The organism is Aliiroseovarius pelagivivens (assembly GCF_900302485.1).
Classification (GTDB): Bacteria; Pseudomonadota; Alphaproteobacteria; order Rhodobacterales; family Rhodobacteraceae; genus Aliiroseovarius; species Aliiroseovarius pelagivivens.
Window position 1 is genome coordinate 857,116 of the sequence record NZ_OMOI01000001.1, and the last position, 13,928, is coordinate 871,043.

16 protein-coding genes are annotated in these 13,928 nt (G+C 59.5%); 15 read left to right on the forward strand and 1 reads right to left on the reverse strand.

The genetic code is table 11. The annotated features are described in order from the left end of the window. Positions 1 to 100: 100 nt before the first annotated feature. Positions 101 to 295: a DUF1127 domain-containing protein gene (locus ALP8811_RS04210; RefSeq protein ID WP_108855922.1), complete on the reverse strand. Its 195-nt coding sequence runs from the start codon at positions 293 to 295 to the stop codon at positions 101 to 103. A 357-nt stretch (positions 296 to 652) separates the two neighbouring features. Between ALP8811_RS04210 and ruvC the strand changes: the two genes are divergently transcribed. The 15 genes from ruvC to ALP8811_RS04290 all read left to right on the forward strand — a co-directional run bounded on the left by ruvC (position 653) and on the right by ALP8811_RS04290 (position 13,866). Next, complete coding sequence (gene ruvC, locus ALP8811_RS04215) at positions 653 to 1,159, forward strand: crossover junction endodeoxyribonuclease RuvC (RefSeq protein WP_108855923.1); 507 nt, start codon at positions 653 to 655, stop codon at positions 1,157 to 1,159. Beyond that, positions 1,156 to 1,842 carry a Holliday junction branch migration protein RuvA gene (gene ruvA / locus ALP8811_RS04220; RefSeq protein WP_108855924.1) on the forward strand — a complete coding sequence of 229 codons (687 nt, stop codon included), beginning with the start codon at positions 1,156 to 1,158 and terminating at the stop codon, positions 1,840 to 1,842. Before ruvC ends, ruvA begins: the two co-directional genes overlap by 4 nt. A gap of 18 nt (positions 1,843 to 1,860) precedes the next feature. Continuing rightward, positions 1,861 to 2,922 carry a Holliday junction branch migration DNA helicase RuvB gene (gene ruvB, locus ALP8811_RS04225; RefSeq protein WP_108855925.1) on the forward strand — a complete coding sequence of 354 codons (1,062 nt, stop codon included), beginning with the start codon at positions 1,861 to 1,863 and terminating at the stop codon, positions 2,920 to 2,922. Between the two features lie 56 nt (positions 2,923 to 2,978). After that, the gene (locus tag ALP8811_RS04230) at positions 2,979 to 3,653 is read left to right on the forward strand and encodes a hypothetical protein (RefSeq protein WP_245924551.1); all 675 of its coding nucleotides are present in this window, start codon (positions 2,979 to 2,981) and stop codon (positions 3,651 to 3,653) included. Further along, positions 3,653 to 4,189, forward strand: coding sequence for an RNA 2',3'-cyclic phosphodiesterase (gene thpR / locus ALP8811_RS04235; RefSeq protein ID WP_108855926.1), 537 nt, complete (start codon positions 3,653 to 3,655; stop codon positions 4,187 to 4,189). Before ALP8811_RS04230 ends, thpR begins: the two co-directional genes overlap by 1 nt. A 25-nt stretch (positions 4,190 to 4,214) precedes the next feature. Then, positions 4,215 to 4,598, forward strand: coding sequence for a tol-pal system-associated acyl-CoA thioesterase (gene ybgC / locus ALP8811_RS04240; RefSeq protein ID WP_108855927.1), 384 nt, complete (start codon positions 4,215 to 4,217; stop codon positions 4,596 to 4,598). A 111-nt stretch (positions 4,599 to 4,709) separates the two neighbouring features. Further along, on the forward strand, positions 4,710 to 5,405 hold the full coding sequence (tolQ, locus tag ALP8811_RS04245; protein WP_108855928.1) for a protein TolQ: 696 nt from the start codon (positions 4,710 to 4,712) through the stop codon (positions 5,403 to 5,405). Between the two features lies 1 nt (position 5,406). Next, the gene (locus ALP8811_RS04250) at positions 5,407 to 5,889 is read left to right on the forward strand and encodes an ExbD/TolR family protein (protein ID WP_108855929.1); all 483 of its coding nucleotides are present in this window, start codon (positions 5,407 to 5,409) and stop codon (positions 5,887 to 5,889) included. 7 nt (positions 5,890 to 5,896) lie between these two features. Continuing rightward, on the forward strand, positions 5,897 to 6,931 hold the full coding sequence (tolA, locus tag ALP8811_RS16310) for a cell envelope integrity protein TolA (RefSeq protein WP_181363684.1): 1,035 nt from the start codon (positions 5,897 to 5,899) through the stop codon (positions 6,929 to 6,931). 193 nt (positions 6,932 to 7,124) lie between these two features. Beyond that, positions 7,125 to 8,441 carry a Tol-Pal system beta propeller repeat protein TolB gene (gene tolB, locus ALP8811_RS04265; protein ID WP_108857419.1) on the forward strand — a complete coding sequence of 439 codons (1,317 nt, stop codon included), beginning with the start codon at positions 7,125 to 7,127 and terminating at the stop codon, positions 8,439 to 8,441. A 113-nt stretch (positions 8,442 to 8,554) separates the two neighbouring features. Further along, the gene (gene pal / locus ALP8811_RS04270) at positions 8,555 to 9,064 is read left to right on the forward strand and encodes a peptidoglycan-associated lipoprotein Pal (RefSeq protein ID WP_108855932.1); all 510 of its coding nucleotides are present in this window, start codon (positions 8,555 to 8,557) and stop codon (positions 9,062 to 9,064) included. 27 nt (positions 9,065 to 9,091) lie between these two features. Further along, on the forward strand, positions 9,092 to 9,925 hold the full coding sequence (ybgF, locus tag ALP8811_RS04275; protein ID WP_108855933.1) for a tol-pal system protein YbgF: 834 nt from the start codon (positions 9,092 to 9,094) through the stop codon (positions 9,923 to 9,925). Continuing rightward, a complete protein-coding gene (gene tilS, locus ALP8811_RS04280; RefSeq protein ID WP_503089942.1) occupies positions 9,922 to 11,160 on the forward strand; it encodes a tRNA lysidine(34) synthetase TilS in 1,239 nt (412 codons plus the stop codon). The genes ybgF and tilS overlap by 4 nt, the downstream gene beginning before the upstream one ends. Before the next feature lie 88 nt (positions 11,161 to 11,248). Then, positions 11,249 to 13,165 (forward strand): ATP-dependent zinc metalloprotease FtsH, encoded by a 1,917-nt coding sequence (gene ftsH, locus ALP8811_RS04285; RefSeq protein ID WP_108855935.1) that lies wholly within the window; start codon positions 11,249 to 11,251, stop codon positions 13,163 to 13,165. A 113-nt stretch (positions 13,166 to 13,278) separates the two neighbouring features. Further along, on the forward strand, positions 13,279 to 13,866 hold the full coding sequence (locus ALP8811_RS04290; protein ID WP_108855936.1) for an MOSC domain-containing protein: 588 nt from the start codon (positions 13,279 to 13,281) through the stop codon (positions 13,864 to 13,866). Positions 13,867 to 13,928: the final 62 nt, after the last annotated feature.

Here is a 13,928-nt window from a genome sequence, read left to right on the forward strand (position 1 = left end):
CGGGCAAAACAAAACCCGCGCTAGATAAGCGCGGGTTTTATTTTATGTCTGCCACTAAATCTGATTGTTCAGTGCAAACGCGCACGCGAGTGGCGAGGTCTTAGATCACTTCGATATCGGCGCGGCAAAGCCCGATATCTTCAAGCTCGCGATCCGTCAGCTTCGACAGTGCGTTGCGGGTCTCGCGAGCGTCATTCCAGGCGACCACGGCGGCAAAAATGCCGCGCATGGCGTCGGACAGACGGCCCCCGAAGACACCGGCGGTTACGGGAGTCATGGTTTCGAAAGCAGCCATTTTCGTGTCCTTCACAAAAAAGAGGTTGGGCGAGCTGAATTGCTCTGAAGCGGCATCTAGGACCGAAAAACCCTTCCGACAAGCATGGTTTTTGCATGTCCCATATGCAATTTTTGCAACGGGTCGTTTTCAGAAAACACGAGGTCGAAATTGGTCGGAATTGGACCATTTTTCGAGCGGATCATCGTTCAGCCCGGCAATTTTTTTGTTCGTATTTTACCGATCACGGACATTGACCTGGATCGTAGGGTGTTACCTATGCAAATCCCGCTGGTCTATGTTCTTGTTTCGTGCTAATTCTGAAGGCGCAACAATAACGCGCCGAAAAGGTCGCAAAACAGCAGAGCAGGGCAGGACATGCGTATCATCGGCATTGACCCGGGACTTCGGAACATGGGTTGGGGTGTGGTGGACACCGCGGGGACGCGGTTGTCTCATGTCGCCAACGGCGTTTGCATGTCGCGCACGGGTGACTTGGCGTCGCGGCTTTTATCTTTGCACGAGCAATTGACCGAAGTGGTGGCACAGTTTCAGCCGGATACGGCTGCGGTTGAACAGACATTCGTGAACAAAGATGCGGTTGGCACCCTGAAGCTGGGGCAGGCGCGCGGGATTGCGCTGCTGGTGCCTGCTCAGGCCGGGCTGAGCATCGGAGAATACGCCCCCAACGCGGTGAAGAAAGCCGTGGTCGGTGTGGGGCACGCGGACAAACAGCAAGTGGATCATATGGTGCGGATGCAATTGCCCGGCGTGCAGATTACCGGGCCGGACGCGGCGGATGCTTTGGCGATTGCAATTTGCCATTCCTTCCACGCACAGAGCGCAGGACGGCTTGAGGCCGCAGTGAAAAGGGCGACAGCATGATTGGACGGATCGCAGGACGTATTGACTATCGGGCCGAGGATCACGTGCTGATCGACGTGAAGGGCGTAGGCTATCTGGTCTATGTCTCGGACCGGACCATGTCGGCGCTGCCGGGAAATGGCGAGGCCGTAGCGCTCTATACCGACCTGTTGGTGCGGGAAGATAACTTACAGCTTTTCGGCTTCACATCGCTGGTCGAGAAAGAGTGGCACCGCCTTCTGATGAGCGTGCAGGGCGTGGGGGCGAAAGCCTCGATGGCCATTCTGGGCACGCTGGGTGCGGATGGCGTCAGCCGCGCGATTGCTTTAGGGGATTGGAACGCGGTGAAAGCGGCCAAGGGGATTGGTCCCAAAACCGGGCAGCGCGTGGTGAACGAACTGAAAGACAAAGCGGCAAGTGTTATGGCACTGGCGGGGGCAGGGGGCAGCACCAGTGCTGCACTGGTTGTTGATGCAGACGACGCCGTAATCGAAGTCGCAACGCCCGCGCCTGCACCTACCGTTCCTGATACACCCAATGCGGATCCTGCCGCGCAGGCCGAAGCCCTGTCGGCCCTGACCAATCTGGGCTACGCCCCCGGCGAGGCTGCCTCGGCCGTGGCGCAGGCCTTGGGTGATGAACCTACGCTGAACACCGCCGGGCTGATCCGTGCGGCGCTGAAACTGCTTGCGCCCAAAGGCTAAGGGTTGAAGGATTAACTTATGTCGAATTCGGACCCCGCCTTCAGCCCTGATCCTACGCTGCGTCCCGCGCCTACGCCGCAAGAGCGTGCGGAAGTGGATCGTGCTCTGCGCCCGCAAGCGCTTGGCGATTTTATCGGTCAGGCCGAGGCCCGTGCGAACCTACGCATTTTCATCGAAAGCGCCCGTCGCCGAAACGAGGCGATGGACCATGTGCTATTCCACGGCCCGCCCGGTTTGGGTAAAACCACGTTGGCGCAGATCATGGCGCGTGAGCTTGGGGTGAACTTCCGCATGACCTCGGGGCCTGTGTTGGCCAAGGCGGGCGATCTGGCGGCGATCCTGACCAATCTGGAAGCCAATGATGTCTTGTTCATTGACGAGATTCACCGCCTGAACCCGGTGGTGGAAGAAGTGCTCTATCCCGCGCTGGAAGATTTTGAGCTGGATCTGGTGATTGGCGAAGGCCCTGCCGCGCGCACCGTGCGGATTGAGCTTCAGCCGTTTACGCTGGTCGGCGCGACCACCCGTCTGGGCCTGTTGACCACGCCCCTGCGTGACCGTTTCGGCATTCCGACACGGTTGCAGTTTTATACCGTGGATGAACTGCACGAGATCGTCTCGCGCAATGCTGTGAAGTTGGGTGCACCTGCAGATGTCGATGGTGCGCACGAGATTGCCAAACGCGCCCGGGGCACGCCCCGGATCGCGGGTCGTCTGTTGCGCCGCGTTGTGGATTTCGCCGTCGTCGAAGGCGATGGGCGTATCACGCGCGACATAGCGGATAACGCTCTGACCCGATTGGGTGTGGACAATCTGGGCCTTGATGGTGCGGACCGGCGCTATATGGGGCTGATGGCCGAACATTATGGTGGTGGGCCCGTGGGAATTGAGACCCTTTCTGCTGCCCTGTCGGAAAGCCGCGATGCGCTGGAAGAGGTGATCGAACCATACCTGTTGCAGCAAGGCCTGATCCAGCGCACGCCGCGAGGGCGTATGCTGGGGCAGCGCGCGTGGCGGCATCTTGGTCTTGAGGCGCCGAAGGCCGAGCAGAAGACTCAAGGGCAATTGTTCGAGGGATAAGTCTTGCAACGGGACGCTGCCTGCGCGACACACAGCGCCGAGTAAGGAGACCGCCCATGACCGACGCCCCACAGATGACGCTTATGACCCCCGAAGATGTCACCGCGCATTTCACGCGGCCCGATGGCAGTTTCACCTTTGCCCGCTGGGGCCGTCCAATTGTGCCGGTGGTCTTTGGCGTCGAGGAAGAAACGCTTGAAATCGTCAAAGGCGCGATCGAAGCGGTTGTGGTTCTGGCCGGTCACAAAATGGCCGAGACCGATCCCGAGCTGGGCGCCAACTTGATGGTATTCTTCTTCCGGGATTGGGACGAACTTTTGGATGTTCCGAAACTGGGCGAAATGATCCCGGATCTAGAGCCTCTTGTGTCGCGTCTGAAGGCTGCCGGAGCCAGCCAATACCGCGCCTTCCGGTTCGACAATGACGGGGCCATTCAGGCCTGTTTCACCTTTGTGTGCATGTCGGGCGACATGGCCGAGCAACCCGCCGAAAGCATTGCCTTGGCACAGGCGGTGCAGGCGGTGATTTTGTGGGGCGAGGGCGCGTTTGGCGCGAAAAGTCCCTTGGCCTTGCTGCCCGATGGTCAGACTATCCTGCGCCCAGAAATCGCCGCGCTGATCAAAGCGGCTTATGATCCGATCCTGCCGCCTTGTGCGGGCGATGCGTCTCATGCGTTGCGCATGTTTGCGCGGATGCAGATTGCTGTACCGGACGGCGAAACGCAGCATTAATGCGCAGCTTTATCGCACTTCCCTTGCCCGACGACCTTGCGGATCAGTTGGAGCGTTTTGCGGCGCGGCTTAAGCTTGGGCGCCCGCAACCCTTCGAGAACCTGCATATCACGCTGGCCTTTCTGGGGGACCAGCCGCAAGAGGCGCTTCAGGACTTGCACGAGGTTTTAGACGCAACTCCGCTTCCCGCAATCCATGCCGAGTTTACAGGGCTTGAACCGTTGGGCGGCAAGCAGCCTTCGGTGTTGGGTCTGATGGTGTCGGGCGTGGACGGGGTGCAAAAGCAAGTCTTGTCCTGTGCGCGTCGGGCAGGGATCACGCTGCCACATCGCCGGTTTCGTGCGCATGTGACATTGGCAAGATTGCCGCGCAAACCTTTGCCTGATGACATGACCGCATTGGGCCATGCGCTGGAAACCCATGGGGCAGTGCGCTTCCCGGCCGTCCAGCTGAACACCCTTTCGATGTATCAATCCGAGTTGCATCCAGATGGCGCGCGATACGAGGTCTTGGCGGACTATCCTCTCACGTCCTAGACTGCCCAAAAATAACGAGGTCCCCATGCATCATTTCCCCGTTCGCGTTTACTATGAAGACACCGATATGGCCGGGATTGTCTACTACGCCAACTATCTGCGCTATATCGAACGGGCGCGGTCTGATTGGGTGCGCGAGATCGGGATTGATCAGAATGCCATGCGGGACGAGGGGCTGGTTTTTGCCGTGCGCCGGGTCGAGGCGGATTATATCGCGCCCGCAAAATTTGACGATGAGTTACAGGTTGAAACATCTGTTGAGCAAGTGACCGCGGCACGTCTGGTGCTGAAGCAGGTGGTCAAACGCGACGAACAGCCCTTGTTTCAGGCGGTTGTGACCATTGTCTGCATTGCGGACACAGGTGCGCCCGCGCGCCTTCCGGCAAATATTCGCCTGTTGGTGCATTGAAATCACTGCAAATCCTGCCGATGACGCGGTTTTGATAGCCATCATCCTGTGCATGGGCTAATATTCGTGCAGAAAAGCGGCCCAAAGAGGCGGCGGTACAGAGGCAGAGTTATGGAAACGGAAGCGCTTTCGGCAGCGGCGGAGATTGATTTCTCCTTCTTAGCCCTATTTTTACGTGCGACATTCACAGTGAAGCTGGTGATGCTTCTGCTGATTGTTGCGTCGATCTGGTCTTGGGCGATCATTATCACGAAATTCATGGCTTTCCGGCGCGCCCGCGCCGAGGCGGATGTGTTTGACCGCAAATTCTGGTCGGGCGAACCGCTGGACGAGCTGTTCGACCAAATCGGTCCCAGCCCATCAGGGTCGGCAGAAAAGGTCTTTGCAGCAGGAATGCTGGAATGGCGGCGGTCGCATCGCGCGGATGGTGGGTTGATTGCCAACGCGCAATCCCGGATTGACCGCTCGATGGATGTGTCGATCGCCAAAGAGGGCGAAGAGCTGAATAAGGGCCTCAGTTTTCTGGCCACGGTTGCCGCGACCGCACCCTTTGTTGGCCTGTTCGGCACCGTCTGGGGCATCATGAACGCCTTTATCGAAATCGCTCAGCAGCAGAACACCAACCTGGCCGTTGTTGCCCCCGGCATTGCCGAGGCACTTTTGGCGACCGGTCTAGGACTTCTGGCCGCGATCCCCGCAGCGGTCTTTTACAACAAGCTGAGCGTGGACAGCGACAACATCCTTTCAGGTTACGAAGCCTTCGCGGACGAATTCGCAACCATCCTCAGCCGTCAGTTGGACAGTTAAGATGGGCGCGAATGTGCAAGCCAGCGGGGGTGCCGATCGGCGCGCTCGTCGTGGGCGCCGTCGGGGCAAGCATCGCCGCGTGATGGCGGAAATCAACGTGACGCCCTTTGTGGATGTCATGTTGGTGCTGTTGATCATCTTCATGGTGGCGGCCCCCTTGTCGGTGGTCGGCGTACCGGTCGAGCTGTCACAGACGGCGGCCAAATCACTTGAGGCTCCCGAAGAAGAACCCTTGGCCATCACCATCAACGCCGACGGCCAAGTCTTCCTGCAAACAACCGAAATCTCGCGTGACGATCTGATCCCACGTCTTCGCGCCATCGCCGCTGAACGTGTGGATGACAAGATCTTCCTGCGGATCGACGGTCAGGTCGAATGGGACACCACGGCCCAGATCATGGGTGCTTTGAACGCGGCAGGCTTCTCTAAGATCGGCTTCGTGACCGAAGGCGGTGGCCCGACGCTGACCGGGCAGGGGAACTGAGGTCAGGATGCGTAAGGGGCTGTATATCTCGACAGCCGCTCATGGGGTTCTGATCCTGTGGGTGCTTTTCGGCGGGGTCTTCAAATGGGACCGCGACGATGAGCTTGTGCAGGTGTCTGATGTCTCGTTCATTTCTGAAGATGAGTTTGCCGCGCTAAGTGCGCCAGCAGGCGAGGCCAATGCGCCCGAGGAAAGCCCAGCACCTGCACCGCGCCCAGAGCCTGAGCCTGCCCCTGAGCCTGAGCCTCAGCCCGTGCCGGAACCTGAACCAGAGCCAGAACCCGAGCCCGAACCTGAACCGGTGGAAGAACCCGCCCCGGTCACCGAAGTCGCGCCGCCCGAAGCCGCGCCTCGTGTCGCCCCCGAGGCCGCACCAGAACCCGAAACCCCGGTGGAAGAAGCGCCCGAGCCGGTCGAAGCTGTGACGACCGAGCCGACGCCCGAGGAAGCGCCGACCCCGGAAGAGGTCACGCCAGCTGCGCCCCCCGAAGCCACGACCGAGATCGTGACCGAGGCAGAAGAGCCAGCGGACGAACCATCCGCGGCGCCTGCGACCTCGCAACGTCCGAAATCGCGCCCCAACCGCCCGCGCCCGCAGGTGGCACAGCCGGAAACGCCCGCCGAAACGCCCCCCGCCGCTGATGCCAATGCGGTAGCAAATGCCGTTGCAAACGAGGTGGCCGGCGGCACGCAGGATACGCCTGCACAAGACATCCCTCTGGGCCCGCCGCTGACGCGCGGTGAAAAAGATGGGCTGCGTGTGGCGGTCAGCCAGTGTTGGAACCTTGGATCATCCTCGACCGATGCGCTGACCACGACCGTTGTCGTTCTGGTATCGATGAGCCGCGACGGCAAACCCGAAGGGATCAAACTGGACAGTTGGGACGGCCCAAACCAAGCGGCGGCGAACACCGCGTTCCAAGCGGCCCGTCGTGCCATCATCCGCTGCGGCGCGCGTGGCTTTGACCTGCCCACCGAGAAATACGGCCAGTGGCGTGAAATCGAGATGACCTTCAACCCCGACAAGATGAGGATCAAGTGATGCGGAAAAGCAGAGCGTTACAGTCCAGTAAGGGACGAATGGTCAGTTTCACGCCAGTTTTCACAGATTTTTCCCCTGTCGTTGAAGGGGGGGCGCAAACTATGCCTAAGCTAAACCTAATCAAAGGGGCATTCGAGCAATGAAATGGACGTCTGAACAGATGAAATCCGGTGTGAAAAAACTCTCGTGCCTGATGGCAGCCTGTGCATTGCTTGCGGTGGGGGGGCTAGCCCCGACGGCGGCGGCTGCGCAATCAGGTGGCCCTTTGCGGATCGAGATCACTGACGGTGTCATCGAACCCTTACCCTTCGCCATTCCTGAGTTCGTCGCAGAAGATGGTGGATCCTCTGACATTGCCCGATCCATTTCACGTGTGATCGCCGCAGATTTGGCCAGCACGGGGTTGTTTCGCGAGATCCCGCAAGACGCCTTCATCTCGGGTGTTTCCAATTTCTCCAGCCCTGTGGCCTATGCCGATTGGAAGGCGATCAATGCACAGGCCTTGATCACCGGTGCAGTCAGCAGTTCAGGCGGCAATATCAACGTTAAGTTCCGCGTCTACGACGTGTTCTCGGGCCAACCGCTTGGGGAAGGTTTGCAGTTCGCGGGCGCAGCAGGTGGCTGGCGTCGCATGGCGCATAAGGTCGCTGATATTGTGTACAGCCGCATCACGGGCGAAAGCGGGTATTTTGATAGTCGCGTGGTGTTTGTCGCCGAAAGCGGCCCGAAAAACGCCCGTCGCAAGCGTTTGGCGATCATGGATTATGACGGCGCGAATGTGCAGTACCTGACCGACAGCTCGGCCCTTGTACTGGCCCCGCGCTTTTCGCCCCAAGGGGATCGGGTGCTCTATACCAGCTATGAGACCGGCTTCCCGCAAGTGTACCTGTTGGATGTCGCGACAGTGGGACGGCGCGTTCTGTCCAGCCAAGAGGGCACCATGACCTTCGCACCGCGCTTTTCGCCTGATGGGCGCACCGTGGTCTATTCGCTGTCGGCAGGCGGCAACACCGACCTTTATATAATGGACATTGCCAGCGGACAGGCCCGCCGTCTGACACAAGCGCCGTCAATCGAGACCGCGCCCAGCTTCTCGCCCGACGGGTCGAAGATTGTGTTCGAAAGCGACCGCTCGGGCAACCAGCAGCTGTACGTCATGCCCGCCACAGGCGGCGAGGCAACGCGGATCAGCTTCGGTCAAGGTCGTTATGGCACGCCGGTCTGGTCTCCGCGCGGGGATTTGATTGCTTTCACCAAACAAAATGCTGGCCGTTTCCACATCGGCGTGATGCGCACAGACGGGTCCGAAGAACGTCTTCTGACGGCATCCTTCTTGGACGAAGGCCCGACGTGGTCTCCGAATGGCCGCGTCATCATGTTTACCCGCGAAAGCCAAGGAGCCTCGGGCGAGGCGGCGCTGTATTCGGTAGACATCACGGGCCGCAACCTGCGTCGGGTTCTGACCGAAGGGGCCGCATCTGATCCAGCATGGTCACCCTTGCTGAACTAACCAAGCGAGGCATAAAAGCGCGCTCCGTTTTCAAACGGACGGTGAAATGCTAAGCTTCCGGAAAGAACATGAAAGAGCACGCCCAAACAGGGCAAAAAAATACAGGAAAGACCATGAAACATATTGCGATGACTGCGCTGTTCGTGGGCGCACTGGCCATGTCGGCCTGTTCGAACGACCGCTTTGGAAATGGCCGCTTTGGTGGCGCCGGAGCAGGCGGCGACTTTGTAGCAGGCAGCCCATCTGACCCGCGCTCGCCGGCCTATTTCAACCAGACCGTCGGGGATCGCGTACTGTTCGCCGTTGACCAGTCGACTCTCAGCCCGGAAGCGGTGCAGGTGCTGACCCAGCAGGCCACATGGCTGAGTGAAAACACCAGCTATACCGCTGTGATCGAAGGCCACGCCGACGAACAAGGCACGCGCGAGTACAACCTTGCACTGGGCGCACGCCGTGCCTCGGCCGTGCAGAACTTCCTGATTGATCGCGGCGTTGCGCCGAACCGTTTGCAGACCGTCAGCTATGGTAAAGAACGCCCGCTCGAGATCTGCTCGGACGAGCTGTGCTATTCCAAGAACCGTCGCGCTGTGACCGTGCTGGCCGCTGGTGCGATCACCAGCTGATCCAACTGGACTGAGAGGGCCTGAGATATGGTTGCAAGATCCTTGAAAGCTTTGTTGCTTGGTGCGGTACTCGTTGGGGCGCCAGTTTTGGCGTCGGCGCAGGACCGTGCACAATCGCTGGCGGATATCCGGCAGGAGATGACTGTTCTTTATGTTGAGATTCAGAAGCTGAAGACCGAGTTGTCGACCACCGGAAGCGCAAATGTAACCACCGGTGTGGGCAGCCTGTCTCAGCGCATGGCTGCGATTGAAGGAGAGTTGTCGCGTCTGACCTCGAAGACCGAGCAGTTGGAATTCCGCATCAACTCGATCGTCAAAGACGGCACCAATCGGATCGGTGATCTAGAGTTCCGTCTGGTCGAGCTGGAAGGCGGCGACATTTCCAAATTGGGCGAAACCTCGACCCTTGGGGGTGGAGCAGCACCGGAAGGTCCCGTGGCGACTCCTTCGCCGTCGACAGGACCAGCGACTGAGCTTGCCGTCGGCGAGCAACAGGATTTCGACACCGCAGGTGCAGCACTCGAGGCTGGCGACTACGCCCAGGCTGCGACGCTGTTCACGCAGTTTGTCGAGAACTATCCAGGCAGCCCGCTGACGTCAGAAGCACATTTCCAGCGTGGCGAGGCGTTGACCGGATCAGGCGACATCAAGAACGCGGCCCGTTCCTATCTGAACGCCTTCTCGGGCGCCCCAAACAGCGACCGTGCACCGGATGCGCTGTATCGCTTGGGGCATTCGCTGGGCGGGCTTGGGCAAATCAATGAAGCCTGCGCCACTTTGGCTGAAGTCGGCAAACGCTTCCCGGGCGCACCCGCTGTGGCGGATGCAACAGCGTCGCGTCAGGCGCTGGGTTGCCCGTGACGCCCGAGCAGACATTTGAAACTGCCTTAGACCGGGCCCGCCAGCGCGGGCCCGTTTCGCGTCTTGGGCTGGCCGTGTCAGGGGGCAGCGACAGCATGGCGATGTTGGCTTTGGCAGTCGCGTGGGCCAAGGCGCACGGCGGCGAGCTGCGGGTTGCCACTTTGGATCACGGGCTGCGCAATGAAGCCGCGGACGAGGCCCACTGGGTCAAGGCCCACTGCGCCGAGCTTGGTTTGCAGCATGACACATTGATTTGGGCGGACGCCCCCAGTGGCAATGTCCAAAATGCTGCCCGCACGGCCCGCTATGACCTGTTGGCCAGTTGGGCGCGTAGCCACAAACTGGACGCCGTGGCCATGGCCCATACCGCCGATGATCAAGCCGAGACCTTTGTGATGCGACTGGCGCGCGGGTCAGGCGTGGACGGCCTTTCGTCGATGCGGGATGACTGGGTCGCCCAGAATATGCGCTGGTTGCGTCCGGTGCTGGCAACAAATCGTGATGACCTGCGACTGTACCTGACCGAACAGGGGGTGGGGTGGGTTGATGACCCCTCGAACTCCGACCCACGGTTTGAACGGGTCCGGGTGCGCAAGGCTATGGATGATCTGGCCCGTTTGGGCTTGGACCGTGACCGGCTGGTCAGCACCGCACAGCGCATGAGCGAGGCGCGCATTGCTTTGACACAGGCCGCAGTAGACGCTGCCAAAACCTGTGCCAATGTCGCATTGGGGGACGTCGTGTTTGACGCCGCGGCCTATGTGGCGCTGCCGACCGAGACTCGCCACCGCCTGTTGACTGCAGCTATCCGGTTTGTGTCCGGGGCCACGTATCGTCCGCGCTATGACGCGTTGAGAGAGGTCGAGGCACAGGTGCTTGACGGGCAACGCCGAACCTTGTCGGGCTGCACTCTGGACCGGAAGGCAGGGCAAGTCATTGTTGGGCGGGAACTGAATGCGATCCGTTCCGAAATCGCGCAGCCCGGTCACAGTTGGGATGGGCGTTGGGTTGTGACAGGCCCTGAAACCGCTCAGGTTTGCGCATTGGGGCAGGCCATCACAGATTGCAAGGACTGGCGTGCGACGGGTCATCCCCGTGATCGTCTGATGACCACGCCCGCGCTGTTTGATGGGGACACCTTATTGGCTGCCCCAGCAGCTGGTTTCTTTTGCAAAGGCGTCGAACTGGATGGGCCGCGAATGGCTGATTTCCTAAACACCATTTTATCGCATTGAACCTTGGCCAATCATCCCTATTTTAAGGAAACAGCGTTAAGCTTCCTGCTTAGCGCTCTGTCGCTATGGCATCTAAAGGAGATCCCCCTTGGGCAACGCGAGAAATTTCGCCTTTTGGATTGTACTGTTCGTGCTGATCCTGGCCTTGTTCAATCTGTTTTCGAACGGTCAGTCCGGCCTTGCATCGTCTCAGGCAACCTATTCGGAGTTTATCGCCGCCGTTGAGGGCGACAATGTGAAGTCCGTCACGCTTGATGGCGAAAAGCTGGTCTATCAGGCAGCCGACGGCAAGATTTATCAAACCATTGTACCGCGTGATGCGGCTGTGACGGATTATTTGATCACAGAAGGCGTCGAAGTGACTGCCGAACCGCAACAGCAATCTGGCTTCATGAGCATTATCACATTGCTTCTGCCAGTGGCTCTGCTGATCGGTTTCTGGTTCTTTATGATGAACCGGATGCAAGGTCGCGGGGGCGGTGGTGCCATGGGCTTTGGCAAGTCGAAGGCCAAGATGCTGACGGAACGCGAAGGCCGTGTGACCTTTGACGACGTGGCCGGCATCGACGAAGCCAAGGAAGAGCTGGAAGAGATCGTCGAATTCCTGCGCAACCCGCAGAAATTCAGCCGCCTTGGCGGTCAGATCCCCAAAGGTGCGCTGCTGGTGGGCCCTCCGGGTACCGGTAAGACGCTGCTGGCGCGCGCGATTGCAGGCGAAGCAGGCGTGCCCTTCTTCACCATTTCGGGCTCGGATTTCGTCGAGATGTTCGTCGGTGTGGGTGCATCCCGTGTCCGCGATATGTTTGAACAAGCCAAGAAAAACGCACCCTGCATTGTCTTCATCGACGAAATCGACGCCGTTGGCCGGTCGCGTGGCGCTGGCTATGGTGGTGGCAATGATGAACGTGAGCAGACACTCAACCAGCTTCTGGTCGAGATGGACGGCTTTGAGGCCAATGAAGGCGTAATCATTCTGGCCGCGACCAACCGTCGTGACGTGCTGGACCCGGCCCTGCTGCGTCCCGGCCGTTTCGACCGTCAGGTCACCGTGCCGAACCCCGACATCAAAGGTCGCGAGAAAATTCTGGGCGTCCACGCCCGCAAGGTGCCACTGGGCCCCGATGCTGACATGCGCATCATCGCGCGTGGTACGCCGGGCTTCTCGGGTGCAGATCTTGCGAACCTCGTGAACGAGGCCGCGCTGATGGCTGCCCGTGTTGGTCGTCGTTTCGTGACCATGGAAGATTTCGAGAACGCGAAAGACAAGGTCATGATGGGCCCCGAGCGCCGCTCGATGGTGCTGACGGACGACCAGAAGGAAAAGACCGCTTATCACGAAGCTGGTCACGCTGTTGTCGGTCTGAAACTGCCGCAATGTGATCCGGTCTATAAGGCGACCATCATCCCGCGCGGTGGTGCGCTGGGTATGGTTGTGTCCTTGCCCGAGATTGATCGCCTGAACTGGCACAAGTCGGAATGCGAAGAAAAGCTGGCCATGACTATGGCGGGCAAGGCGGCAGAAATCATCAAATACGGCGAAGAGAATGTGTCGAACGGACCAGCTGGGGATATTCAGCAGGCATCCGGTCTAGCACGGGCCATGGTGATGCGCTGGGGTATGTCCGACAAGGTCGGTAATATCGACTATGCCGAAGCGCATGAGGGATATCAGGGCAACACCGCTGGCTTCTCGGTGTCCGCGAATACGAAAGAGCTGATCGAGGGTGAAGTAAAAGGCTTCATCCAGAGCGGTTATGAGACTGCGTTCAAACTCCTGAAAGAGTATGAACAGGAATGGGAAAATCTGGCGCAGGGTCTGTTGGAATACGAAACCCTGACCGGTGCGGAAATCGAGCGTGTGATGAAGGGCGAACCGCCCCATGCGTCCGATGACGATGATACGCCGGACGAAGGCAACGCCCCGTCGGTCGCGGCCATCCCGAAGACCAAACCGCGCAAGAAGTCTTCAGACGATGGCGGGATGGAACCAGAACCCACCGCATAAAACGAGAAAACCCCAAAGCGATGCTCTGGGGTTTTTCTTTCAGGCTGACACAAGGCGTGTCTTGCCGCTGAGAGCGCAAATTGGCAGGGTTCCTGAAAACGATAGGAGCAACCATGCCCGCTTTGGTCCCCACTGACTATTCTGGAACGATCACATGGCTTGGGGTTACACCCGACCGCGACGCGACAATGCGCAGCATGGCGCGTGATGCGGTGGACGTGACCTATGACGGGATCGTGGGCGAGGCGCGTGCAGGGTTGATGCGTGCATCCTGCCCCCGCGTGACCAACCAGTACCCGCAAGGGACTGAAATTCGCAACACGCGGCAAATCTCGATCCTGTCAGCCGAGGAACTTGCGGATGTGGCGAGAACGCTGCAATTGGATGCGATCGACCCCGCGTGGCTTGGCGCGTCGCTGATCATTGAGGGCATTCCTGATTTTACCCATGTACCGCCATCCTCGCGTCTCATGTCCGAAAACGGCACCTGCCTTGTGGTCGACATGGAAAACCGCCCCTGCAACATTGCAGGGCGCGAGGTAGAGCGCGCCATGCCCGGCCATGGCATCGGATACAAGCAGGCAGCACGGGGCAAACGGGGCGTGACTGCTTGGGTTGAGCACGCCGGAGCCTTGAAAACTGGGGATCAATTGCGCTTGTTCGTGCCGGATCAGCCAGCATGGAACCCTAGGCCAGCCTAACGGGTCTTTACGGCGGAAATCTTGGAGCCTTTCAAGAACCTTCGGGGCGGATCAGAAACGTT